The organism is Streptococcus sp. HMSC056C01 (genome assembly GCF_001811305.1).
Classification (GTDB): Bacteria; Bacillota; Bacilli; order Lactobacillales; family Streptococcaceae; genus Streptococcus.
In genome coordinates this window covers 140,411-165,127 of record NZ_KV804207.1, presented here as the reverse complement: position 1 = coordinate 165,127, position 24,717 = coordinate 140,411, and the positions used below count along the sequence as shown (strand labels likewise).

27 protein-coding genes and 1 pseudogene are annotated in these 24,717 nt (G+C 37.5%); 23 read left to right on the top strand and 5 right to left on the bottom strand.

Annotated features, from left to right (window positions below; genetic code table 11):
- Positions 1-96 precede the first annotated feature (96 nt).
- From HMPREF2795_RS06840 to dnaJ, 8 genes are all read left to right on the top strand, one after another.
- Positions 97-417 (top strand): PadR family transcriptional regulator, encoded by a 321-nt coding sequence (locus HMPREF2795_RS06840; RefSeq protein ID WP_075228520.1) that lies wholly within the window; start codon positions 97-99, stop codon positions 415-417.
- Positions 417-992 carry a DUF2812 domain-containing protein gene (locus HMPREF2795_RS11025; protein ID WP_075228519.1) on the top strand — a complete coding sequence of 192 codons (576 nt, stop codon included), beginning with the start codon at positions 417-419 and terminating at the stop codon, positions 990-992. The genes HMPREF2795_RS06840 and HMPREF2795_RS11025 overlap by 1 nt, the downstream gene beginning before the upstream one ends.
- 21 nt (positions 993-1,013) lie before the next feature.
- Positions 1,014-1,526: a DUF2812 domain-containing protein gene (locus HMPREF2795_RS06830; protein ID WP_075228518.1), complete on the top strand. Its 513-nt coding sequence runs from the start codon at positions 1,014-1,016 to the stop codon at positions 1,524-1,526.
- Between the two features lie 161 nt (positions 1,527-1,687).
- A complete protein-coding gene (gene hrcA, locus HMPREF2795_RS06825) occupies positions 1,688-2,722 on the top strand; it encodes a heat-inducible transcriptional repressor HrcA (RefSeq protein WP_045763634.1) in 1,035 nt (344 codons plus the stop codon).
- A gap of 26 nt (positions 2,723-2,748) precedes the next feature.
- Positions 2,749-3,264 carry a nucleotide exchange factor GrpE gene (gene grpE / locus HMPREF2795_RS06820; RefSeq protein ID WP_075228517.1) on the top strand — a complete coding sequence of 172 codons (516 nt, stop codon included), beginning with the start codon at positions 2,749-2,751 and terminating at the stop codon, positions 3,262-3,264.
- Between the two features lie 371 nt (positions 3,265-3,635).
- Positions 3,636-5,459 carry a molecular chaperone DnaK gene (gene dnaK / locus HMPREF2795_RS06815; RefSeq protein ID WP_075228516.1) on the top strand — a complete coding sequence of 608 codons (1,824 nt, stop codon included), beginning with the start codon at positions 3,636-3,638 and terminating at the stop codon, positions 5,457-5,459.
- 208 nt (positions 5,460-5,667) lie between these two features.
- Positions 5,668-6,300 carry a DJ-1/PfpI family protein gene (locus HMPREF2795_RS06810; protein ID WP_075228515.1) on the top strand — a complete coding sequence of 211 codons (633 nt, stop codon included), beginning with the start codon at positions 5,668-5,670 and terminating at the stop codon, positions 6,298-6,300.
- A 267-nt stretch (positions 6,301-6,567) separates the two neighbouring features.
- Positions 6,568-7,704 (top strand): molecular chaperone DnaJ, encoded by a 1,137-nt coding sequence (dnaJ, locus tag HMPREF2795_RS06805; protein WP_075228514.1) that lies wholly within the window; start codon positions 6,568-6,570, stop codon positions 7,702-7,704.
- Positions 7,705-7,840: 136 nt separating this feature from the next.
- Here the strand turns inward: dnaJ and tnpA are convergent, their stop codons facing one another.
- Positions 7,841-8,275, bottom strand: a complete 435-nt coding sequence (gene tnpA / locus HMPREF2795_RS06800) for an IS200/IS605 family transposase (RefSeq protein ID WP_075228513.1) — start codon at positions 8,273-8,275, stop codon at positions 7,841-7,843.
- A gap of 355 nt (positions 8,276-8,630) precedes the next feature.
- Here tnpA and HMPREF2795_RS06795 point away from each other — a divergent pair, with 355 nt between their 5' ends.
- The 3 genes and pseudogenes from HMPREF2795_RS06795 to HMPREF2795_RS10340 all read left to right on the top strand — a co-directional run.
- Positions 8,631-11,336, top strand: coding sequence for an RNA-directed DNA polymerase (locus HMPREF2795_RS06795; protein ID WP_075228532.1), 2,706 nt, complete (start codon positions 8,631-8,633; stop codon positions 11,334-11,336).
- Positions 11,337-11,338: 2 nt separating this feature from the next.
- The gene (locus HMPREF2795_RS06790) at positions 11,339-12,103 is read left to right on the top strand and encodes a hypothetical protein (protein WP_075228512.1); all 765 of its coding nucleotides are present in this window, start codon (positions 11,339-11,341) and stop codon (positions 12,101-12,103) included.
- Positions 12,104-12,233: 130 nt separating this feature from the next.
- Positions 12,234-12,421 (top strand): annotated as a pseudogene (locus HMPREF2795_RS10340) (bifunctional phosphoribosylaminoimidazolecarboxamide formyltransferase/IMP cyclohydrolase PurH); the annotation flags it as partial.
- Between the two features lie 152 nt (positions 12,422-12,573).
- On the opposite strand, the gene HMPREF2795_RS06785 reads toward HMPREF2795_RS10340, so the two are convergent.
- From HMPREF2795_RS06785 to HMPREF2795_RS06775, 3 genes are all read right to left on the bottom strand, one after another.
- Positions 12,574-13,227: a hypothetical protein gene (locus HMPREF2795_RS06785; protein ID WP_075228511.1), complete on the bottom strand. Its 654-nt coding sequence runs from the start codon at positions 13,225-13,227 to the stop codon at positions 12,574-12,576.
- An 85-nt stretch (positions 13,228-13,312) separates the two neighbouring features.
- A complete protein-coding gene (locus HMPREF2795_RS06780) occupies positions 13,313-13,600 on the bottom strand; it encodes a hypothetical protein (RefSeq protein WP_075228510.1) in 288 nt (95 codons plus the stop codon).
- 9 nt (positions 13,601-13,609) lie between these two features.
- On the bottom strand, positions 13,610-14,020 hold the full coding sequence (locus tag HMPREF2795_RS06775; protein WP_075228509.1) for an HIT family protein: 411 nt from the start codon (positions 14,018-14,020) through the stop codon (positions 13,610-13,612).
- Positions 14,021-14,087: 67 nt separating this feature from the next.
- Here HMPREF2795_RS06775 and HMPREF2795_RS06770 point away from each other — a divergent pair, with 67 nt between their 5' ends.
- Together HMPREF2795_RS06770 and HMPREF2795_RS06765 are read left to right on the top strand one after the other, a co-directional pair.
- A complete protein-coding gene (locus HMPREF2795_RS06770) occupies positions 14,088-14,819 on the top strand; it encodes an ABC transporter ATP-binding protein (RefSeq protein WP_075228508.1) in 732 nt (243 codons plus the stop codon).
- Positions 14,816-15,865, top strand: a complete 1,050-nt coding sequence (locus HMPREF2795_RS06765) for an ABC transporter permease (RefSeq protein ID WP_075228507.1) — start codon at positions 14,816-14,818, stop codon at positions 15,863-15,865. The genes HMPREF2795_RS06770 and HMPREF2795_RS06765 overlap by 4 nt, the downstream gene beginning before the upstream one ends.
- A 177-nt stretch (positions 15,866-16,042) precedes the next feature.
- Here HMPREF2795_RS06765 and HMPREF2795_RS06760 read toward each other — a convergent pair whose 3' ends face one another.
- Positions 16,043-16,372 (bottom strand): helicase BlpT, encoded by a 330-nt coding sequence (locus HMPREF2795_RS06760; protein ID WP_075228506.1) that lies wholly within the window; start codon positions 16,370-16,372, stop codon positions 16,043-16,045.
- A 279-nt stretch (positions 16,373-16,651) separates the two neighbouring features.
- Between HMPREF2795_RS06760 and HMPREF2795_RS06755 the strand changes: the two genes are divergently transcribed.
- The 10 genes from HMPREF2795_RS06755 (at position 16,652) to trmB (ending at position 24,602) form a co-directional block, all read left to right on the top strand.
- Positions 16,652-16,990, top strand: coding sequence for a LytTR family DNA-binding domain-containing protein (locus HMPREF2795_RS06755; protein WP_075228505.1), 339 nt, complete (start codon positions 16,652-16,654; stop codon positions 16,988-16,990).
- 4 nt (positions 16,991-16,994) lie between these two features.
- Positions 16,995-17,732, top strand: coding sequence for a response regulator transcription factor (locus HMPREF2795_RS06750; protein WP_049527002.1), 738 nt, complete (start codon positions 16,995-16,997; stop codon positions 17,730-17,732).
- A gap of 13 nt (positions 17,733-17,745) precedes the next feature.
- Complete coding sequence (locus tag HMPREF2795_RS06745) at positions 17,746-19,095, top strand: sensor histidine kinase (protein WP_049508526.1); 1,350 nt, start codon at positions 17,746-17,748, stop codon at positions 19,093-19,095.
- Between the two features lie 101 nt (positions 19,096-19,196).
- The gene (locus HMPREF2795_RS06740) at positions 19,197-19,553 is read left to right on the top strand and encodes a hypothetical protein (protein ID WP_049527003.1); all 357 of its coding nucleotides are present in this window, start codon (positions 19,197-19,199) and stop codon (positions 19,551-19,553) included.
- A gap of 330 nt (positions 19,554-19,883) precedes the next feature.
- Positions 19,884-20,288, top strand: a complete 405-nt coding sequence (locus tag HMPREF2795_RS06730; protein WP_049508531.1) for a hypothetical protein — start codon at positions 19,884-19,886, stop codon at positions 20,286-20,288.
- Between the two features lie 502 nt (positions 20,289-20,790).
- Positions 20,791-21,393 (top strand): CPBP family intramembrane glutamic endopeptidase, encoded by a 603-nt coding sequence (locus tag HMPREF2795_RS06725; protein ID WP_000974185.1) that lies wholly within the window; start codon positions 20,791-20,793, stop codon positions 21,391-21,393.
- Positions 21,394-21,722: 329 nt separating this feature from the next.
- A complete protein-coding gene (locus tag HMPREF2795_RS06715) occupies positions 21,723-22,034 on the top strand; it encodes a hypothetical protein (RefSeq protein WP_001148182.1) in 312 nt (103 codons plus the stop codon).
- Positions 22,035-22,260: 226 nt separating this feature from the next.
- On the top strand, positions 22,261-22,950 hold the full coding sequence (locus tag HMPREF2795_RS06710) for a CPBP family intramembrane glutamic endopeptidase (RefSeq protein ID WP_075228503.1): 690 nt from the start codon (positions 22,261-22,263) through the stop codon (positions 22,948-22,950).
- 225 nt (positions 22,951-23,175) lie between these two features.
- The gene (gene ccrZ, locus HMPREF2795_RS06705) at positions 23,176-23,970 is read left to right on the top strand and encodes a cell cycle regulator CcrZ (protein WP_000362994.1); all 795 of its coding nucleotides are present in this window, start codon (positions 23,176-23,178) and stop codon (positions 23,968-23,970) included.
- On the top strand, positions 23,967-24,602 hold the full coding sequence (trmB, locus tag HMPREF2795_RS06700) for a tRNA (guanosine(46)-N7)-methyltransferase TrmB (RefSeq protein ID WP_001266101.1): 636 nt from the start codon (positions 23,967-23,969) through the stop codon (positions 24,600-24,602). The genes ccrZ and trmB overlap by 4 nt, the downstream gene beginning before the upstream one ends.
- Positions 24,603-24,717: the final 115 nt, after the last annotated feature.

The window sequence follows — 24,717 nt, the reverse complement described above, 5'->3', positions numbered from 1 at the left end:
TGAGGACGATCTTTTTTTCTTGCATTTTGTATCGAGGTGTGATATATTTTGTATAACGAAGTGCGATATATCGAACTAAATAGGAGGTCTGGTTAAATGGAATTAACAGATAAGATTAGGCGTGTCTACCTTCCCATGACTGAAACGGGATTTTATATTCTATTCTGTCTGCAGAAGGAAAATCATGGCTATGGTATTACGCAAAAGGTCAAAGAGATGTCAGATTCACAGGTTTCGATTAGTCCTGGGACTATGTATGGAACCCTGTCAAAGATGGAAAAGGATGGTTTGATTTCCTTTGTCCGAGAAGAGGAAAAACGAAAAATCTATCAGATCACAGACTTGGGCCGAAAAGTTTTAGACATTGAGTTGAAACGTATTGAACGGCTCTATAGAAACAGTCGGGAGGAGCTTTGATGGAAAAGAAAGTTGTTTATAGAATTGCTACCATTGCGGATTATGATAAAGAGGCTCTCTATCTCGGAGAAATGCATGCTCAGGGCTGGAAACTTAAGGAAGTAAGTTATTCTAACTTAGTAGTTGCGGTTAAGTATACTTTTGAAAAGTGCCAACCGGAGAAGGTGGTTTATCAGTTGGACTTTTATCCTATGAAAAAGTCAGAGAGAGCTTCCTATTTACAACTATTTAAAGATTGTGGGTGGGAGCATATAACAGACTTTAATGGTTTTTCCTACTTTAGAAAGCTTTATTCTGGAGTTGAGTCGGATGCCGAGTTTGAAATTTATAATGACGCGGCCGGGAAGTTAGCAATGGTCAAGAAGATTTTAACAATGCGGATGCTTCCTATTTTGCTTCTCTTTTTAGCGCTACTACCGGTTTTCTCAAAGTTTGTCAGTGGAGGTAGTTCTTTCAGTTGGGGAATGTTTTTGATTGTTATCATAGACTGTACTTTATTGATAGTTTTCACGATTCAGATTTCTTATATTTTTTGGAGATTGTTTCAAAAGTGGAAAGAATTATCTGATAAATAAAACCATTTTGGAGGTTAGACAATGAATAGCAAAGTACAATTTCGAATGTTTACCATTTTTGATTTGGATAAGGTAGAAGATTATTTACATGAGATGCATTTGAAAGGTTGGAAATTTAAATCGAATCGTTTTGGCTTTTTCTATTTTGAACAATGCCGACCAGATGATGTGATTTACCGTGTGTGGAATACTAGCTACCTTAGAAAAAATGAGGTAGATTTACAAAGTATTAAGGATAGAGGATGGGAATTTGTGGAAAATTGTTCTTATACTGTTTTTCGAAAAGCAACTTGTGATGTAGATTCAAATGATCAATCTTTCATGGACAATCGTCTTCAATGGGCCGATGTGAAATCTAGACTTCGTCCATCTATAGTTTCTATCTCTGGCGGTCTAGTTATTTGTATGAGCTTGTTTCGCGAAAGTCTCTCTCAATCTTTCTTCCTTATTTTTGCCCTTTATGCCCTCATGATTTCCTATCTAATCTATAGTTTTTACAGACTTAAAAAGAAATATCTTGTGAATATAAGATGATTTTTTAGGTCCTCAGACCGATTTTTAGCACTCTTGACAAAAGAGTGCTAATTTTTTGAGTTTTTGTCTTGACATTCTTTTCTAAGGGTGTATAATAGAATCATAAGTTAGCACTTGGATGCCTCGAGTGCTAAAAAGATCTATCAGAGAGGAGTAGCGAGATGGTTACAGAACGTCAGCAGAATATTTTAAATCTGATTATTGACATCTTTACCAAAACGCACGAACCTGTTGGATCCAAAGCCTTGCAAGAGTCTATCAACTCTAGTAGTGCTACCATTCGAAATGACATGGCAGCTCTAGAAAAGCAAGGTTTACTTGAAAAGGCTCATACTTCCAGTGGTCGGATGCCGAGTGTGGCTGGTTTTCAATACTATGTCAAACACTCCCTATCCTTTGACCGTTTAGCTGAAAATCAAGTTTATGAGATTGTAAAAGCCTTTGATCAAGAATTCTTCAAGCTAGAGGATATTCTTCAAGAGGCGACGAAAATTTTGTCAGACTTGAGTGGTTGTACGGTTGTAGCACTGGATGTAGAACCAAGTAGGCAGAAGCTGACAGCTTTTGATATTGTTGTCCTCGGGCAACATACAGCTCTTGCTGTTTTTACGCTTGATGAGTCTAGAACAGTTACCAGTCAGTTTTTGATTCCGAGAAATTTCTTGCAGGAGGATTTGAACCGCCTCAAGACCATGATTCAAGAACGTTTCCTGGATCAGACTGTTTTGGATATTCACTACAAGATTCGGACGGAGATTCCGCAAATTATCCAACGTTACTTCACAACAACGGATAATGTTATGGATCTTATTGAGCATATCTTCAAAGAAATGTTCAATGAAAATATCGTGGTTTCTGGCAAAGTCAATCTTTTGAATTTCGCTAATTTAGCGGCCTATCAATTTTTTGATCAGCCACAAAAGGTAGCTTTGGAAATTCGAGAGAATCTGATTGGCGACCAGATGCAAAGTGTCCGAGTTGCTGATAGCCAAGAATCTTGTCTTGCTGACTTAGCAGTGATTAGCAGTAAGTTCCTGATTCCCTATCGTGGGTTTGGAATTCTGGCGATTATTGGTCCAGTTAATCTGGATTATCAACAATTGGTCAATCAACTCAATGTAGTTAATCGAGTTTTGACTATGAAGTTGACGGATTTTTACCGCTATCTCAGCAGTAATCACTATGAAGTGAATTAAGATTGAAATCATTAAAGGAGGCGAAAATGGCCCAAGATATTAAAAATGAAGAAGTAAAAGAAGAGGAAGTTGTGGAAACAGCTGAAGAAACAAGACCTGAAAAGTCTGAATTGGACTTGGCCAATGAACGTGCCGAAGAATTTGAAAATAAATACCTTCGTGCTCATGCAGAAATGCAAAACATTCAGCGCCGTGCCAACGAAGAGCGCCAACTCTTGCAACGCTATCGCAGTCAAGATTTGGCAAAAGTAATCTTGCCATCACTTGATAACCTCGAACGTGCCCTTGCCGTCGAAGGGTTGACAGATGATGTGAAGAAGGGCTTGGAAATGGTCCAAGAAAGTTTGGTACATGCTCTGAAAGAAGAAGGGATCGAAGAAATCCCAGCAGATGGAGAATTTGACCATAACTACCACATGGCTATTCAAACAGTTCCAGCAGATGACGAACATCCAGCAGACACCATCGCACAAGTCTTCCAAAAAGGCTACAAACTTCATGACCGCATCCTAAGACCGGCTATGGTAGTGGTTTATAACTAGGCAATTCTGACGGTAGCTAAAGCAACTCGTCAGAAAACGGCAATCGCTATGGCGTTTGCCTAGCCTCCTTACTAACTCGTCGTCGAAATAATATCGATTTCGACTTCTCGTGTCGCAACTTATATACATTGAAACCTTGTCCGAAACGACAATAAACTATGAAAGAAAGATAAACAATGGTTCAGCTTTGCCAATAGTGAGCGAAGCGAACCAAAGGCGATACTCTTCGCCGTGGCGGTATCTTCGCAAACTTTGAGACCTTAGGCTCAAAGTTTAGTCAAAGAGATTGACGAAGTCAAGCTCTGACGACGTCGCCACTTAAGAAGAGTATCAAAAAGAAAAAAGAGAAAAAATAACAAGGAGAAAAACATATGTCAAAAATTATCGGTATTGACTTAGGTACAACAAACTCAGCAGTAGCAGTTCTTGAAGGAACTGAAAGCAAAATTATCGCAAACCCAGAAGGAAACCGCACAACTCCATCTGTAGTGTCATTCAAAAACGGTGAAATCATCGTTGGTGACGCAGCAAAACGTCAAGCAGTAACAAACCCAGATACAGTGATTTCTATCAAATCTAAGATGGGTACTTCTGAAAAAGTTTCTGCTAACGGTAAAGAATACACTCCACAAGAAATCTCAGCTATGATCCTTCAATACTTGAAAGGTTACGCTGAAGAATACCTTGGTGAAAAAGTAACTAAAGCAGTTATCACAGTTCCAGCTTACTTCAACGATGCTCAACGTCAAGCAACAAAAGACGCTGGTAAAATCGCTGGTCTTGAAGTAGAACGTATCGTCAACGAACCAACTGCAGCAGCCCTTGCTTATGGTTTGGATAAGACTGATAAAGAAGAAAAAATCTTGGTATTCGACCTTGGTGGAGGTACATTCGACGTATCTATCCTTGAATTGGGTGACGGTGTCTTTGATGTATTGGCAACTGCAGGGGATAATAAACTCGGTGGTGACGACTTTGACCAAAAAATCATCGACCACTTGGTAGCAGAATTCAAGAAAGAAAACGGCATTGATTTGTCAACAGACAAGATGGCCCTTCAACGTTTGAAAGATGCAGCTGAAAAAGCGAAGAAAGACCTTTCTGGTGTAACTTCAACTCAAATCAGCTTGCCATTCATCACTGCTGGCGAGGCTGGACCTCTTCACTTGGAAATGACATTGACTCGTGCTAAATTTGACGATTTGACTCGTGACCTTGTAGAACGTACAAAAGTTCCAGTTCGTCAAGCTCTTTCAGATGCAGGTTTGAGCTTGTCAGATATCGACGAAGTCATCCTTGTCGGTGGTTCAACTCGTATCCCTGCCGTTGTAGAAGCTGTTAAGGCTGAAACTGGTAAAGAACCAAATAAATCAGTGAACCCTGATGAAGTTGTTGCCATGGGTGCTGCTATCCAAGGTGGTGTCATCACTGGTGATGTCAAAGACGTTGTCCTTCTTGACGTAACTCCATTGTCACTTGGTATCGAAACAATGGGTGGAGTCTTCACAAAACTCATCGACCGTAACACAACTATTCCAACATCTAAATCACAAGTCTTCTCAACTGCAGCAGACAACCAACCAGCCGTTGATATCCACGTTCTTCAAGGTGAACGCCCAATGGCAGCAGATAACAAGACTCTTGGACGTTTCCAATTGACAGATATCCCAGCTGCACCTCGTGGTATCCCACAAATCGAAGTAACTTTCGATATCGACAAGAACGGTATCGTATCTGTTAAAGCCAAAGACCTTGGAACTCAAAAAGAACAAACAATCGTTATCCAATCAAACTCAGGTTTGACAGACGAAGAAATCGACCGCATGATGAAAGATGCAGAAGCTAACGCTGAAGCAGATAAGAAACGTAAAGAAGAAGTTGACCTTCGTAACGAAGTAGACCAAGCAATCTTTGCGACTGAAAAGACAATCAAAGAAACTGAAGGTAAAGTCTTCGATGCAGAACGTGATGCTGCCCAAGCTGCCCTCGATGAGCTTAAGAAAGCCCAAGAAGACAACAACTTGGACGAAATGAAAGCAAAACTTGAAGCATTGAACGAAAAAGCTCAAGGACTTGCCGTTAAACTCTACGAACAAGCCGCAGCAGCTCAACAAGCTCAAGCAGGAGCAGAAGGCGCACAAGCAACAGGAAACGCAGGCGATGACGTCGTAGACGGAGAGTTTACTGAAAAGTAAAACAATCCAGTGGATTGTTTTAGCGGAACCTCCTGAAATAAAGAAAGGTTCCGAGATTTTAGGATTCCTTTAATCCGAAACTCAATTCAGCCTTACTAGTTCAAAAACATAGTATAATCGACTTTGTTTTTGAACGTCGTAATGATAAGAAGAAATCCAGAGGTTGCAACCCAGCCTCTGTTTTTCGGTAAAATAGAGGATGTTGCGTATGAAAAAAGTACTTTGTATCATTTATCCTAATTTTTCTCTTTATGAGATAACCGCTTTAACGAGTACTTTAGCTCTGTCTTTTGATATCACGATTGATTATGTCGCTTCAGATCACTCGAAGGTGGTCTCTGAGGATGGTTTGCCCTGTCAACCGACCAAAACACTGGATCAAATAAACCTAGAAGATTATTCTTGTATCATTTTGCCAGGAATGGTGAATATAGGTCCTGCTCTACGCGATGAGAAATTGATTTCGTTCTTGAGGGGCCTTGGTGAGCAAGATATCCTCATTGCAGCCATTTCTTCAGCGCCTCTTTTATTGGCGAAAGCAGGCTTGTTGAAGGATACGAAATTTACAGGTGGAATTTGGCAAAACTTCTTTGACTATTTTGAATTTCTTCCTCGTGAGAATTTCCAACCCAAACTGGTTGTGCAAGATAAACAAATCATTACGGCTATCGGTTTTGCGTACCAAGAGTTTGCAAGAAAAGTGATTCTAAGTTTAGGGCTGGCAGAAAATACGGACAACTATTTTAAAGAGCACAAGGAGTATGCAGAAGAGGATTTGATATTTACTCTATCGGACCAAGAGTTTGATCAAGTGAAGCAGAGTTTAGAAAACAGCCTCTAAAGATTTACTTATAAATTATAGAAAGGAACAAAGAGTGTTTGCAACTGAACACGGGTTCCAAAGTTTCTAATTCAATATGAAAGAAAGGAATTGAACCCGACCTAAATTCGTGGTTTGATTCACAACATCAATAGAAAGGAACAAAGAGCGTTCGGGGAATTGAACTCGAGCGGAAAGCTTGGAAATTAGATAAACCTCCTAAGAAATCAGGATTTCTTGTCGGTTTCCTAAATTTCAGTCGCTTTCTGTTCGCTCTTAGTATCTTGTATGAACAATACTGAATTTTATGACCGTTTGGGCGTTTCGAAAAATGCGTCTCAAGATGAGATCAAGAAAGCCTATCGGAAATTATCTAAAAAATATCATCCAGATATCAACAAGGATCCTGGAGCTGAGGACAAGTACAAGGAAGTTCAAGAAGCTTATGAAACTTTGAGCGATGAACAGAAACGTGCTGCCTATGACCAATACGGTGCTGCGGGTGCCAATGGTGGTTTTGGTGGTGCTGGCGGTTTCGGTGGCTTCGATGGAGCAGGTGGTTTTGGCGGATTTGAAGATATCTTCTCAAGCTTCTTTGGTGGTGGCGGTGCATCACGTAATCCAAATGCCCCTCGTCAAGGTGACGACCTCCAGTATCGCGTTCATTTGACTTTTGAAGAAGCTATTTTTGGTACTGAAAAGGAAGTCAAATACAATCGTGAAGCAAGCTGTCGTACTTGTAATGGGTCTGGTGCTAAACCTGGAACAAGTCCAGTTACTTGTGGACGCTGTCATGGTTCAGGTGTGATTAATGTTGACACCCAAACACCGCTCGGTGTGATGCGTCGCCAAGTAACCTGTGATGTCTGTCATGGCCGTGGTCAAGAAATCAAAGATCCATGTACAACCTGTCATGGAACTGGTCATGAAAAACAAGCCCATAGCGTACACGTAAAAATCCCTGCTGGTGTGGAAACAGGTCAACAGATCCGCCTAGCTGGTCAAGGTGAAGCTGGCTTTAACGGTGGACCTTATGGTGACTTGTACGTGGTGGTTTCAGTTGAAGCTAGCGATAAGTTTGAACGTGAAGGAACCACTATCTTCTACAATTTGAACCTCAATTTTGTTCAAGCAGCACTTGGTGATACAGTAGACATCCCTACAGTTCATGGTGATGTAGAATTAGTCATTCCAGAAGGAACTCAGACTGGTAAACGATTCCGCCTACGTGGTAAGGGAGCTCCAAGTCTTCGTGGTGGTGCCCTTGGAGACCAATACGTTACTGTTAATGTTGTAACACCAACAGGCTTGAACGACCGCCAAAAAGCAGCCTTGAAAGAATTCGCAGTTGCTGGTGATCTAAAAGTCAATCCTAAGAAAAAGGGCTTCTTTGACCATATTAAAGATGCCTTTGAAGGAGAATGAATCATAACCACCCGTGAAAACGGGTGGCTTGTACACCGGCTATAAGCCGTTTCTCTTCAGCGACGTCTAAAGACGCTCGCTGAACTTCGTTCAGGTCGTGCTATATTACTTGACTAATGCCCGTCACAACGGGCTTTTACCTTATTCTAAATCCACCATCAGAAAACGGATCTTCATATTCTTTTACACTCAGCTTATCGAGTGCAATGTCATTCTTTTCCTGCTCGCGAATATATTTAGCTACGGTCTTTTCGTTTAGTCCAACGGTACTTACATAGTATTCTCTAGCCCAGAACTTTCGATTTCCATACTTATATTTTAAATGAGCGTGCTTATCAAATATCATCAATGCACTTTTACTCTTGAGATACCCCATAAAATCGGAAATCGAAAGTTTGGGAGGTATCAGTACAAGCAGGTGTACATGGTCTGGCATCATATGACCTTCGATAATCTCCACGCCACGACAACGGCATAGATGTTTAATAATATCTATCAAATCCGACCTGACTTTGTAATATATCGCCTTACGGCGATACTTAGGTGTGCAAACTATATGATATTTGCACATTCATTTGGTATGTGATAAACTGTAACTGGTTTTAGCCATTTATTTTTCCTCCTTTATCTAACCTGAACAATTAGATTATACTTGAAAAAATAAATGGAAGCTAGAAGCCTTTTCAGCCACCAGCATAGCTGGTGGTTTTCTTGTTTTTCTCTATGAGAAAAACTGGCTTGAAACCATAAAAAGAAAAGCCCTTAGAAACTTGAGTTCTAAGGACTTTGTCTTAAATTTGAAACATCCAAGAAATTGGATGTTTTTTGTTGCAAGTATTATATTTAAGTTTTAAATGCAAAAAAAATTTGATATACTAAGATTATGGAGAGTGAAGAGGTATAATCAATTGATAGATAAAAACAATATGGATATTAATGATGTTAATGAAAAAATTGTAGCTACAAAAATTTTAAATGAGTTAAAATACAACAAGAGAATGTTTTACAATTGGTCAGCTTGGTTTAGTGGAGATAAAGAGGAAAATCTTCTAGATATGCTTGTTTCAAGAATTTCTTCTATTAAGAAGGAGTTAATAAGTCAGACAATTGAGCCTTGCTTAGACGAAATTAAAGCAGTTTCAATGTATAAAAAAGTTAGAGAAGAATCTGAAAATCAATCTCACAATGTTGTTACTTTTTCTTCATCTAAAAAAATATCAGGAAAGATCGAATTTAATTATTTTATTCAGATAAGTTTACAAGATTTTATTGTGAGTGCAATTTGGTTAGAAACTGTTGCTAGATTAATTGATAGTAGGCTTAAAGATGATGTATATGCTAATAGACTTTCTCAATCTCAAAGTAGTTTTTTTAACCCATATTTCGATGCTTATTCTGAATTCAGAGATTCGAATTTTAATAAGATGCGTCAATGGATAGAAGAAAAAGAAACAGGCATATATGTACAAACAGATTTGTCAAGATGTTATTACAATGTAAATGTCGAAAAGTTAAAAAAAGAATTAGTAGAAGAATTAGGACAAAATTATACAAAGAATTTTGAATTTATTACAGAGTATATTTTTAAGATTATAGAAAAGTATAATGAGTTAGAAGGAATAAGAGATTTTTTAAAAGATTCAAAAGTAGATAATAATTTAGTTTCTGAAACAGTTTTGCCAATTGGATTTTTACCCAGCAACATTTTAATCAATTTTTATCTATTAGATTTAGACAATAAAATAAAGCAAACGTTTTATCCAGTAAACTATAGTCGATATGTAGATGATATTGTTTTTTTGGTAAAAACAGATGTTTCTGAAAAATATAAACCAGGAGACTTGCCTGAAATAGATAATATAAAAGCAAAAATCACACAAATAAGAGATTCACTTAAATTAAATGAGAAGAAGTCCGTCAAACTTAGTGAAGATAAAACATTATTTTTTATTGTTAATAAACGGAACGATATCAATTATTTGAATAAATTCGCGAAAGAAACTCAACAACTTTCCAGTGATAGTTATAGATTAATAGACCCTAATGAATATGATAAAGAATTTGAAAATGCCTATAACTTAACGCAAGGACTTACGAAAATTTCAGACTTATTTACAATAGTCAGAGATAAAAAGTATATTAGTCGGACTATTTCTACGGTATTCAACTATATTTTTTGGAATCTTAAAGAGGACATTGATGAAGAGAATGTAAACTTGGCAAAGAAGTTTCTTAAATACTTTTACTCATTTGTTGATGATGAATTTTTTTTGAATTTATTTGATTATTGGTATCAGTTAATTATAATTGAATTAGTTTCAAATAAAATTCTATTGTGTGAAGAATTGGCAAAAAAATCTAGTATTAAATTGGATAAATTAGAATTTATGAAAAGGCTCCAGTCTCTAGAAGAAAATGTAGAGCCAAAAAGTAAGTTGTTTAAGATTTTTCTATCAAATTTCAAGAATAATCTTGAACATACTTTTAAAGCTCGATATGGTACTTCGTTATATCAAATACAAGAGTACTTTCGATATCCAAGATATAAATTAAGAAATATAGTTGAAAAGGACAGTCTATTTTATTTTGAGAAGCAATTAAGAAAATTGGCTGAATTTAGTTGCTCTAGATCATTAGTTGTTTCAAATGTTGACAAAAATTTTTTGGATGTAGTAAAAAAGAATTTTCGAAATAATTATCATAATGAAAAAGGTATTATTGTTTTTGATGGTAATGACGGAATAAAAATTGGGGATTATAACTATAAGAAAAAAATTGTGCTATCTCAGAGTAATTTTGAAACATATAGTCAGAGACTAAAATATTTTGAAGATTATTCAAAAAATAAATCCAATATAAAAGACATTATACTTACGCTAAATGAAGCAGATAGGAATAAAACAGATGTTTTATTGTATCCTGAACAAGGTATACCATTGCAAGAAATATATTCACTTGTCAGGTTTGCTAGAAAAACAAAAATATTAGTAATTGGTGGCTTGGATTTTATCTATCTAGAGAACGAGAATAAAGTATTAAATTTAACATTTATTATTAGACCCTTTAAAGTGTTGAAAGGAGAGAAAGAATATAAAGATACGGAGATTATTTTACTACCAAAATTATACCCTTCACCTATTGAATATGAAATATTTCAGGGAAGTAGGTTCAGTCGTAACAAAAATTGGGAAATTTATATTCCTGACTCATCCGATTGGGAAAATCAGCATATAGTAAAATTCAAGGATAGTACCCATGCGGTATTAAATTGTTATGAAGCAGCTTCTTTAGATTTGAAGTATGAAATATCAAAAGAAGAACCAGAGGTAGTACATTTAATTACTAATAATAAGGATATTAAGTATTATAAACAGATAGCAGAAAGTTTATCACGTGATTTGATGGCTGTGTCAACTATAACCAATTATTCACAGCTAGGGGGGGTTGAAGTGTTTAGCCCGTATAAGGAAGAATATAGAAGGCAGATTTCAATCCATAAGGGTGCCAAAAATACTCATGTTGATATTTGTGAGGTTGATTTAGATGCAATAAAATATAAACGATTACATAATCAAGATAACACTATGAAGCAGAATCCTCCAAAATACTATTATAGAAATTTAGGAAAATAAAAATGAATTTGAAAAAAAAGAAAGAAAGACAAGATATCATCCAACATATATTGAAGTGGCTCTTCCCCTGGGCATCAATATTTAGTTTTTTACAGTTTTTGCAACTTATTATTCCAAAATGTTATTTTCTACAATTTGAGTTGGCCATTGTTATGTTTTCATTGTTGGGAGCTTGGTTTTGGAATAAATACGTATTAGATAAAATACTAGAAAAATATTTATATCGTTATGTTAGTAAAGATTCAAAATTAATTTTAAATATATATTATGGGAATATATTTGATGAAGATTTCAATAAATTTATAAAAGTAATACCTATGGATAGAAATTTAGATTGTGATCAGGCTGATATACGAATAAAATCAGTTCAGTTTCAATTTAGAGATAACAATTGTATAGATAATCAAAGACTGAATGAACTAAAAGAATCAGAGGAAAGAATTATCGCTTGCGATAATTACTTTCTATTGAGGATAGCAGAGTATACAAATACCAATAATATTGAATTAAATACGTATACAGATTACTTTTCGATGATATATGAACTTTGTCAATTTATAGATGATAATGCACATGGGAAGGCAGTTGTTTGCTCTGTTATAGGAGGGAATATTCAATTTAAAGAAGGAAGTTTAAATTCTATGCAACGACTCCAGTTACTGAAACTTGCATTTGAATCATATAGTTTTCAACATGAAGTTGATATTCATATTGTTATAAAAAAAGACGAAGAGCGAATTGATAAGTATGATTTAACTATTTTATAACCATAAGTACATATTATAACAAGCGGTTAATGCTTTGAATGATGGAAAATTTTTACGATTATTTTCTTTCGTAGCTCATATTATTTAGTTTTGATTTAAATAATATTAATAAAAAAGAAGAACTTTTAATTTTGCTTGGAAGGCTGTCAAATACGTGAAATCAAATGATATCATCATGACGAATGACTACATAACACCCAGTGTTGGACTGGGTCGAACCAGCCAGGTGGATCTGTCCGTGATGAGGAGTCTATTATCGCAGATGATAAGCATGGCTTGACTATGATTTTCACCGGTCTACGGCATTTTAGGCTTTAAGAAATAGAAAAAATCTTCGGGTCAGCCGAGGATTTCAGACCGAAGACAAACATTCCAAATGGTGTTTGTCTTCAATCTGAAAAGAGCCGAATGGCTCTTTTTGTGTTATCTTTGAAAATTTAGCGTCGAAAAATCATTTTCCAGTTAGCCTATTATTTATACTTTTGCTTGAGTAAGCCTGCCGCATCCATATCCTGGATGAGTTGCTTGAACTCCGCTTCTTTGCCAGGCTTAACTGTGACGGTATCAATGCGCTTAGTCGCCGAATTATCCTGAATATCCACCAAGTTCAAAGCTTTTTCATAGAATGCGATTCCCTTTTTCAGACTTTCCTGATCCTGCCAAGATAGAATAAAGTAAGAAGGATTTGATTTCTTTCCGATTTCTTGGAAATACTTCCTGCTTTCCTCCTCTAAAAATTGGAATAAACCATGATTGAATAAGTTGTCTTCTACTGAATGGTAGGAAATATCTCCTGTGTTTAAGACATAGACTTTGAGTCGGTTTTTAGTGAGGTTGGGACTTTCTTTTAGGACAGGGTTGCTATTGATGACCTCATCTGAGAAAGTCACATAAAAATCTAAGCCTCCACCCTCGAATTGATACTTTCCATTTGATTCTACTTTCTCAGGAGGCATGTCAAGGGAGATGAAGATTTGTCTTAAGGATTCATTTCCTTCTCGAATATCACCTGGTGAGGCCTTGAAAAGATTGGCCACTAGTAGAAATGCTAGAGCTGCAAGAAGGCAGAGAGCACCACAAACGATCAGGATGATCCGCGTCAGAACTTTTAAAAACTGTTTCATTTTCATGTCCTCCCTGTCCTGTTAGGATCTGCTAACCCAAAATGGATTTAAAGGGAATAAAGGAAAGTTGGAGTTTTTCTTTTCCTTATTTTTCTTCAGTTTCCTGCATTTCTTTTAGTACAGCGAGTCTCGTTTGAAGGTCTTTTTCCAGAACTTTAAACTTGTAGGTCAAATCTTTTTGATATTCCTTTATAAGTTCTTTTTGTTGGTCGATAATTTGCAGGCTATCTTGGATGATATCCAAGTCATCCTTAATGGCTTCAACGCGATCAGTAGTATCTAAAACTTCTTCAGTGATAGCTTCACGATTTTTAACGAGGAGGTAGGAACCGACTGCAGAGCCTGCAAAAAGTAGTAAATTTGATAGTTTCATAGTGACTCCTTAAGCATTTTTGATAGTTTCAGCGACTTGGGCAAGTTTGTCGAAGTCTGGTTCGTGTGCGATAAAGTCAATCTTGAGGTCGTCATCTGCACTGTAACGAGGGACAAGGTGGACATGGGTATGGAAAACAGTTTGTCCAGCTACTTCCTCGCAGTTTGCGATGATATTCATACCAGTAGCCTTGGTAGCTGTCATGACTTTTTGAGCAATCTTTGGTACTTGTGCGAACAGTTGGCTAGCGCTTGTAGCATCCATTTCCAAAAGATTGCGATAGTGTTCTTTGGGTACGACCAAGGTGTGACCAGGGGTCACTTGAGAGATATCAAGAAAGGCAAGAACTTGATCATCCTCATATACTTTTGAAGCAGGGATTTCTCCTGCGATGATTTTACAAAAAATGCAATCTGACATAAAATCTACCTCTACTGTATTGAATTTTGATATAATATAGCTACATTATACCAGATTTGGAGAAAATATGTTAGAAATTAAAAACCTGACAGGTGGCTATGTCCATGTCCCTGTTTTGAAAGATGTGTCTTTTACCGTTGAAAGTGGGCAGTTAGTCGGTTTGATTGGTCTCAATGGTGCTGGGAAATCAACGACCATCAATGAAATTATTGGACTGTTGACACCTTATAGTGGAGAAATAAGTATCGATGGTCTAACCTTACGTGCTAATCCTCGAGAATATCGTCAGCAGATTGGTTACATTCCTGAAACTCCTAGTTTGTACGAGGAATTGACTCTTAGAGAGCATATTGAGACGGTTGCCATGGCCTATGGTATTGAGCAAAATTTAGCTTTTGAACGCGTAGAACCTCTTTTAAAAATGTTTCGTTTGGACCAGAAGTTAGATTGGTTCCCAGTTCATTTTTCAAAAGGGATGAAACAGAAGGTCATGATTATCTGTGCCTTTGTCGTGGATCCGAGTCTCTTTATCGTAGATGAACCTTTCCTTGGTCTTGATCCCTTGGCGATTTCGGACTTGATTCATCTTCTAGAAGCAGAAAAGAAAAAAGGGAAGTCGATCCTCATGAGTACCCACGTTCTTGACTCTGCTGAAAAAATGTGTGATTCTTTTGTCATTCTTCACAAAGGTCAAGTGAGAGCTAAAGGGGATCTTGAAGAGCTGAGACAAGCTTTTGCCATGCCAGAAGCAAGTCTCAATGATATCTATTTGGCTTTGACCAAAGAGGAGGACCGATGAAAGACTTGTTTCTAAAGCGAAAGCAGGCTTTTCGTAAAGAGTGTGTCGGTTATCTGCGTTATGTGCTCAATGATCACTTTGTCTTGTTTTTACTGGTCTTGGTAGGTTTTCTAGCCTATCAGTATAGTCAACTGCTTCAGCATTTCCCTGAGAATCATTTACCAATCCTAGGTTTAATTGGGATTGTCTCTGTTTTACTCTTACTTTGGGGAGGAATAGCGACTTATGTGGAAGCGCCTGATAAGCTCTTTCTCTTAGTAGCTGAAGAAGAAGTGAGAGAACATATCCAAAAGCAAAGCCTAGTTTCCTTCATCTTTTGGGTTAGTGTACAGACTCTCTTTTTGCTCCTTTTTGCTCCTTTATTTTTAGCTATGGGCTTGGGCTTAGTGGTTTTTGGTGTTTATGTTCTTCTTTTGGGAGTCGTGAAATATTTCCTTTTTCAGAAAAAGGCTGGCAAGTTTTTTAGTGCAAATCATCTGGACTGGGACTATGTGATTGCCCAAGAAAGTAAACGCAAGCAGTTCTTGCTTCGCTTCTTTGCCCTCTTTACCCAAGTCAAGGGAATTTCAAACAGCGTCAAGAGACGAGCTTATCTAGATGTTATCCTAAAAGCAGTTCAGAAGGTGCCGAGCAAGATTTGGCAGAACCTCTATCTTCGTTCTTATCTGCGAAATGGAGATCTTTTTGCCCTCAGTTTTCGCCTCCTTTTCCTATCCTTGCTGGCTTTGATCTTTGTCGAGCAGTCTTGGATAGCCGCAGCAGTGGTAGTTTTATTTAACTATCTCTTGCTCTTTCAGTTGCTGGCCCTCTATCATGCCTTTGATTACCAATATTTGACCCAACTTTTCCCGCTAGACAAGGGGCAAAAGGAAAAGGGATTACAAGCAGTTGTCCGAGGATTGACTGGTTTTGTTTTATTGGTTCAACTGGTAGTTGGGTTGATTACCCTCCAAGAAAAACTAGCCCTTCTAGTCCTCCTTGGAGCTGGACTGGTCTTGCAAATCTTGTATCTTCCTTATCAGGTGAAACGTCAGATGCAGGACTAATACTCTTCGAAAATCTCTTCAAACCACGTCAGCATCCATCTGCAACCTCAAAGCAGTGCTTTGAGCAGCCTGTGGCTAGCGACCTAGTTTGCTCTTTGATTTTCATTGAGTATTACATTGCTTATATGATACTAAAAAAGAAGTTGAGTTCAATCTGTCTCAGCTTCTTTTTTGTTACTACAAGATAATAGTTGGACCGTAGAGACTCAACTTGGTCTTGACTTGGTCAAAGTGAAAGCGGTCGTAGGCCCGCCAAGCGGCGCGAGTAGGAGCATCTGGATTGAGAGCACTGAGACCCATGAGAAGACTGGAAGTTTGGTAAAATTTTTCCAGCTCAATCAAGAATCGATTATCCACTGTCTCAGCTTTAGAGAGAAAGCGGAGGATATTGTCCAGCTGCTCCTGGAAACGGACATCGTCAGCTGTTGCCTGTTTGCAGACTTGGTAAGCTTTGTTTAACTCAGTTATCAGTGTCTGAGCTCTTTTGATTGGGTCTGTTTCCGTCATGAGAATTCCTCCTTTGTAATGATTTTAAAGTTGTTTAAAGCCTTTGTCTTTCTATAATCCTAGCCTATCACTTTTTCCTCTTTTTTTACCTACAAATCTTTAATTGTCATTGAAATTTCCTGAATGGTAATAGCGGGATTTTATGATAAAATAGTTGTAAGGTTATCATAGTTATTTCGAAAAAAACTTCGACTCTTTAGGAATTTTTAAGAACCGTTTAGGATTTGGTGAAAAATAGTTTCTAGACTTTTGGTATCCTCTCTTCAGGAGGTTTTATCCATGAACTATATCATCATCCAAAAAGAGAAAGAAATTTTCAAATTAAACATAAAGGATATCTACTACATCCAAACGCATCCAAGGAAAGCCCATACCGTGCAGATTGTTACAGAAGACGCTAGCTTTGATCTGTTTCAAAATTTAAGCAAGCTTGAAAAACAATATGGGGAAACTTTAACGAGATGTCATCGAAATTGTCTGGTCAACCTTGAACGAGTAAAATCCATGGAACTCCAATCGAAGATTCTTTTTCTTGGAGAAGAAGATCGATATGCTGTTCAGTATTCCAGACGTCGTTATAGAGAAATTCGCCAAAAATGGTTGAGACAAGGAGAGTAAGAAGATGAGAATATTTGTTTTAGAAGATGATTTTTCCCAACAAGCAAGAATTGAAACGACGATTGAAAAACTTTTGAAAAAACAGAGTATCATTCCCAGTTCTTTTGAGGTCTTTGGAAAGCCAGACCAATTGCTGGCAGAGGTGCATGAGAAGGGGGCGCATCAGCTTTTCTTTTTGGACATTGAGATTCGAAATGAAGAGATGAAGGGACTAGAAGTAGCTAGAAAGATTCGGGATAGGGACCCCTATGCCCTGATCGTCTTTGTGACAACTCACTCGGAGTTTATGCCCCTGTCCTTTCGCTACCAAGTGTCAGCTTTGGACTACATTGATAAGGCCTTATCGGCAGAGGAGTTTGAATCTCAGATCGAGACAGTCCTCCTCTATGCCAATAGTCAAGACAGTAAAAGTCTAGCAGAAGATTGCTTTTACTTTAAATCAAAATTTGCCCAATTTCAGTATCCTTTTAAAGAGGTCTACTATCTCGAAACGTCCCCAAGACCCCATCGTGTTATTCTCTATACCAAGACAGACAGGTTAGAATTTACGGCGAGTTTAGAGGAGGTTCTCAAGCAGGAGCCTCGTCTCTTGCAGTGCCATCGCTCTTTTCTAGTCAATCCAACTAATGTAGTTCGTTTGGATAAGAAAGAAAAACTCCTTTTCTTTCCCAATGGCGGAAGCTGTCTGATCGCACGTTATAAGGTCAGGGAGGTGTCTGAGGCTATTAATAACTTACATTGAGCTAGGAGAGTTTATGAATATTGCTTGGATATTGTTGTATACACTTGTTACTCATGGGCTAGAAATTGTCATTTTCTTTAAGGTGGATGGAATTGGTATCACTTTTGAGAGGATTTTTAAGGCCTTTCTTTTTAAGATACTGTTGGCCTTTGTTTTTTTAATGATTGATTATATGGTAGGAGATAGTTACCTATTTTATTTTATGGAACCCTTGTACGGCATAGGCTTATCTTTCTTATTTTTAAGAGGACTTCCTAAAAAACTCCTCCTCTTTTATGGTCTCTTCCCAATGATATTAGTGAATCTCTTTCATAGAGGTATTTCTTATTTTGTGCTTCCGTTTTTAGACCAAGGGCAAATAGATGACAATTACTCATTTGCTTGGTTATGTATAATAATTTTCAATTTCTTCATTTCCCTAGTCTTTTTGAAATGGTTGGACTATGATTTCACTAACTTGAAAAAAGATATTTTCGATAAAGGTTTTCAAAAGTCCCTGACTAAGATTAACTGGATAATGGGAGCCTACTATTTGGTGATACAAACTCTGTCTTACTTTGAATATGAACAAGGTATTCAATCAAAGACTGTGCGCCATCTCATCCTAGTGTTTTACTTGCTCTTTTTTATGGGGGTTATCAAGAAATTGGATACCTATTTGAAGGACAAACTCCATGAGAGACTGAACCAAGAGCAGGACTTGCGTTACAGAGATATGGAGCGGTATAGTCGGCATATAGAGGAGCTTTACAAGGAAGTACGGAGCTTTCGTCATGATTATACCAACCTCTTGACCAGCTTACGTCTGGGCATTGAAGAGGAGGATATGGAGCAGATAAAAGAGGTCTACGACTCCGTCTTAAAGGACTCTAGCCAAAAATTGCAGGACAATAAATATGACCTTGGCAGATTGGTGAATATTCGTGACCGTGCCCTTAAAAGTCTCCTAGCAGGCAAATTTCTAAAAGCTAGAGAAAAGGAAATTGTCTTTAATGTCGAAGTTCCTGAGGAGATTCAAGTCGAGAGTATGAGTCTGCTTGATTTTCTGACTATTGTGTCTATCCTTTGTGACAATGCCATTGAAGCTAGTGCAGAGGCTAGTCAACCTCATGTCTCAATCGCCTTTATAAAAAATGGCGCACAGGAGACCTTTATCATTGAAAACTCCATCAAAGAAGAGGGTATAGATGTTTCTGAAATCTTCTCTTTTGGAGTTAGTTCTAAAGGGGAGGACCGAGGTGTTGGTCTCTATACCGTCATGAAGATTGTGGAAAGTTATCCCAATGCCAGTCTCAATACCACCTGTCAAGATCAAGTCTTTCGTCAGGTTTTGGCGGTTCATTTGCTGTCAAGTTCTGATTAGAGAATGTGTGAACAAGAGAACCGTGGCATTTTAGGTTGAAAAACACTGCAACGATTTATCCTTATCCAACCTGACTTTTTATAATATTCGAGGAAAAACAAATGAACCAGAAATTTTATTTTATAGCTTGTTCTGTACTGATCATCCTATCCAATCTTCTCATGTTTTCTCTAGTCAACGAAGGAGAAGGTACAGGAGCTAATCTGATTATAATTGTTTCAACCTGTGTCTTGCTACCAGCCTTTTTACATGCAGTTGAAAATCAGCAGACATCATTGGTTAGGGCAGAATCCTTGATCCTCATTCAGATGGCAGTGATATCCTTAGTCCGTCTCATCAGCCGAATAGAGAGGACACCTGAAATCTTACATACAGGCGTCACCCTTCTAGTTTTAGCAAGCTGGGTAGCCTTTATCGTCCTAGCTATCATGAGAATGTATCAGAAAAAAGGGAAGTAAGGATGAGAGCATTTTGATTGGTTATGGTTTATTAGGGCAAGCATATTTTTCGTGCTTGCTTTTTTTCTACAATTTAGGAGGTTTCGATGACCATTCATGATTTGGGTAAATTAAGGTCAAAAGGAGTGCTATACTGGCAGTGTAAAGGTTTTTGCTCAACAAATATTTAGGGGGAAGTCTTATGAAGAAAAAAATACTTGTCATTTTCATCTTGTATCTAATCATGTCTCCGCTTGGGGAGAGTAATTGGTATCATTTATTTTATACCATAGCCTATCTGATTGCAGTTATAATCTATTTTGCTTTAATGAAAAAGAAAGGAGTAAAGAAATGAAAACTATTCTTGCTAAAAAACGGAACATCTTCCTTGCGAGATTGTTCCTAGGGCAGTTACCTGTACTGATCTCTACTTATTTATTTCTATCTCGTCAGTTTTTACATTTTTCCTTGGTTTTCCAATTGCTTCTAGTGATTATCAACTTGTCTTCTATTTTGGTGATTGTTTACCTCACTAGAGAAATGAGAGTGAGAAAGTTTGAAGATGATGAGTTGGTCAATCCTAGAACCAATCAACTCATGTTCATCGGATTGACAGGTTTTATGTCTATTATCGGTTTGTATAGAGGTATGACGGCGGCAGAATCCTATCAACAACTGATTGGTTATATTGCTTCTGTTCTCTGCTTAATCATCATGCTGCTGCTCATTTGGGGCTTGAAGTATTATAAAAAGTAAGCTCACAAAAGAACTTACAGGCAGTGTTTTCAGACTGCTGGTCTTTTTTAAGAGAAATTCTTGTAATTTAAGAGTTTTTGACGACCGTTTAAGATTTGGATGCAAAACCTAAAAAAGCAGTGCTATACTGAGTGTGTAAAAGTTACAAGGATACCAATGCTAAACTGAAATAAAGGAGTGATTCTTATGGCGAAAAAAATAATTACGATTGTCATCTTGTATGTAATCATGCAAACTTGTCTTTATCCGCTTAGGGGAAATGAGTGGTATTATGTAATGGATGCACTAGCATACTTTGCTTCGGTTTATATCTTCGTTCAGTTCAATAAAAAATGGAGAAAAAGCCACTTTGAATCTTGAACATAGAAGTTTTATAGGTCTGTAATGGATCATCTAAATAGAATGAATAGTTTCAAATTAATATCTGCTAAGGATCATCTGTAAAATGCAAAATTCTTGCATCCTTATTTTGATGATTCTAAATAGGAGAGAGGTTGTGTTTATGGCCATTTTTAATAAATGTCATGCTGTGTTTGTTGGATTTTTAGCCTTTATAATAGTTACTACAGTAGGCTATACCATCAATCAAGGAGATTTTTTTCTAAACGAGTACCTATTTATTATAGCAAAGACTTTCTGGATTTCACTGAGTGTTGCCTATGCGAAATGGTTTGATATGGTTTCGCTAAGAAGGTTAACGAAGAAAGAAATTCTACTTTTTATTGGAAGCTTTCTTATTTGTGTGCTGGTAAATATAGGTTATTATAGTTTTTTTACAGTATCTTCTGGTGCTGGATATCAACACCTTGAGGCTACTGGTACAGGAATTTCCTTATCCTTTATTGCAAGCGTGACAGTTTTTGGGCCTATTCTGGAGGAATTTGTTTTCAGAGGTATCCTTCAAGGTGCGGTTTTTGAAAATTCTTGGTTGGGGCTTATACTGACTGCCTCTCTCTTCTCTTTCCTGCATGCTCCTTATGATGTTCCTTCATTTATCTATTATCTATTTGGAGGTTTGATGCTGGGCTTTGCTTATAAAAAGAGTCAAAATCTATCGGTGCCTATCTTAGTCCATATTTGTTACAATTGTTTATCATTCTTCTAGTAGTTGACAGTGGTTAAATTTACAAAGGAATGTAGAGGATGATCAGTTGGCATCATAGTGACTAGGGAACTGACCTGGTAGATGTGAAATCAATAGATGGAGGAATCAAATGAAAAAGTATGTCGAATTGTTAGATTTATTTGCCCGAGTTGTAATAATATTGCTATCTCTTGTTCTTTGTATAAGAGTACTCATGATTTCAACAGAACTCTGGAGAAATGTTCTTGTACTGGTAAGTACCCCTGTTACGATCTATAGTCTGGTAAAACATAGACCAGGTAAGAAGAACATAAAAACCCTGTGAGAGTCCTAAAAGAAAGATTAAAAAGATGCAAGCAAAATATAAAAATCAAATAGTAGAAGTTTGGGAAGTTGGTAAAGATACTCCTAAACCAGGTTGGGTAGAAGACGCTTTGCAAAAGAATTACATAGTATGGCTAGACAATCATGTCCGAATTTTAATGGCAGGACTTCAGTCTTCTCTTGTAACCAATCTCAAAATTGGTCTAGTCGGAACGGCAGGAGGAGGTTTTGCTGGTTATAGTATGTATGTCCTTGGCTATCCAGGAGATTATCTTGACCTCACAAATCATAGAGTGGTATCTGCCAAGGCTTTTCATCGAGAGTATCAAGTTTTATAAAATGATCGGGTCAAAAAGGGATGAGGTATTCTTGTTTGAAAAGATTGGCTGTAACCTGACGGAAAACGAGTGACTAACTAGGTACAGTTTCGAACAGCAACAAAAGTATACTACGGATAGAAGTATTGGCTTGTCAAAGGTTTAGTGAGAACTACCGAGACTGAATGCTGGAGGATTAAATGATAATTAGTGGCAGTTACGATAGCAAAGCTATTAGGGAGTTTCTATGAAAAAATATTCTATTCTTTTCAAAACGAGTGCAGTTCTTTCCTATTTATTTTTGTTTTTCGGGTTGTCTTGGACAACCCAATTTTGGAGAAATTATTGGGAGTTCTCGTCTTGGGTAGGAAATCTTATCTGGATTCGAAACATCATCAGTCTTCTCTTTATCGGTTTGATGATGTGGTTCTTGGTTAGATCGGGCCATGCTTATCTCTTTCGTATCCCTAGGAAAAAGTGGGTGAGTTATTCTGTTCTGACGATGTTAGCAGCTGTCGTTCTTATAAGCTTTAACTATCTGACAGCTAAACATGTTCAGGGGACAAACGAAGGTTGGAATTTGTTTATTGCTTATAGTGAGACCAATTTTGCAGAGTTCGGAGTTTACCTAACCTTAATAGTACTAGGACCTCTGATGGAAGAATTGGTATGTAGGGGACTACTTCAACATGCCTTCTTTAAGAATTCAAGATGGGGACTGGATATTCTATTCCCATCGGTTTTGTTCGCCTTACCTCATTTTTCAAGTTTTCCTAGTCTACTAGACCTTCTGGTTTATACAGCAGTTGGCTGTATTTTTGGTGGTTTGACACGCTATACCAAGACTATCTATCCTTCTTATACGATTCATATTGTTAATAATATCATCGCAAACTTACCATTTATCATGACTTTTTTACATAGGGTATTTGCATGATGAGAACCAGTTAAAAGCTTGAATTATCAGATTAAGCATAGATTTTTTCCTTACAATTTTCTGCTAAAAAAATTGAATGAGCAAGGCTAGGCAGATCTCTCTGCTTGCCTTTTTCTTTTAACAAAATTGGATAAAGGGCTTTTATTTGAGAATCAGGTCTGGACTGGTTGACGAATAGCCTAAAAACTAGTAGAATAGTAAGGAAACTTTATACGGAGGAAAGAAATGGACTTGGGTGATATTGAGCTAACGCTGACCCCTATACCTGGGAAAAGCGGAAAAGCTTATATGGGAAGCTACCCTGATGGGAAGCGCGTCTTTATTAAAATGAACACCTCTCCAATCCTACCTGGTTTAGCCAAGGAACAAATCGCTCCTCAATTATTATGGACTCGCCGTTTATCGGATGGGCGTGATATGTGTGCCCAAGAATGGTTGAATGGTAAAATTTTGACCCCTTATGATATGAATCGCAAGCAGATTATCAATATTTTGAGCCGCTTGCATCGTTCGCGTCCTTTGATGACGCAATTGACTCGTTTAGGCTATTCTTTAGAAACACCTTTTGACTTGCTTCAGGCTTGGTTAAAAGATGCTCCAGAATCCTTGAAGAACAATCAATATCTAAGAATGGTAGTAGAGGATTTGCGAGGAAGTTTGCCAAACTTTAGGGAAGATTATGCAACGATCGTTCATGGAGATGTACGACATAGTAATTGGATTGAGACAGAGAGCGGTCTTGTTTATTTAGTGGATTGGGATTCCGTTCGTTTAACGGATCGCATGTTTGATGTAGCGCATATGCTATGTCACTATATTCCAGACTATCAGTGGAAAGAGTGGTTGACTTATTACGGTTACAAATACAACCAAACAGTCATCAACAAACTATTTTGGTATGCTCAGTTATCCTTCTTGAGCCAGATTGCCAAATATTATACAAATGAAGATCTAGAAAATGTCAATCGGGAGATTTATGCTTTGCGTATCTTCCGTGACAAGTATGGAAAGAAGAGATGAGAGTTAGAAATCGTAAAGGGGCAACAGAATTACTAGAGGCTAATCCTCAGTATGTTGTCTTAAATCCTTTAGAAGCCAAAGGGAAATGGCGAGATTTATTTGGAAATGACAATCCTATCCATGTTGAGGTTGGTAGTGGTAAGGGTGCTTTTGTGACAGGTATGGCCAAGCAAAACCCTAATATCAACTATATCGGGATTGATATTCAAAAGTCTGTTTTGAGCTATGCCTTGGACAAGGTCTTGGAAGTTGCTGTACCCAATATCAAGTTGTTGTGGGTTGATGGTTCAGATTTGACCGACTACTTTGAAGATGGTGAGATTGATCGTTTGTACCTGAACTTTTCAGATCCGTGGCCTAAAAAACGCCATGAAAAGCGTCGTCTAACCTATAAGAGTTTCTTGGATACCTTCAAGCGTATCTTGCCTGAACACGGTGAGATTCATTTCAAGACAGATAACCGTGGCTTGTTTGAATATAGCCTAGTGAGTTTTTCTCAATATGGCATGAAGCTCAATGGCGTTTGGTTAGATTTGCACGCCAGCGACTTTGAAGGCAATGTCATGACAGAATATGAACAAAAATTCTCAAGTAAGGGTCAAGTTATCTACCGAGTTGAGGCAGAATTTTAAGAAAAAGCTTAAAATCAAGCCTTCTGAGTGCTTATACTTTACATAAGTAGTCAAAAGTGTTATACTGTAAGTAAGAATATGAGAAAGTGAGGCGGGGAAATATCTTCGCCTCTTG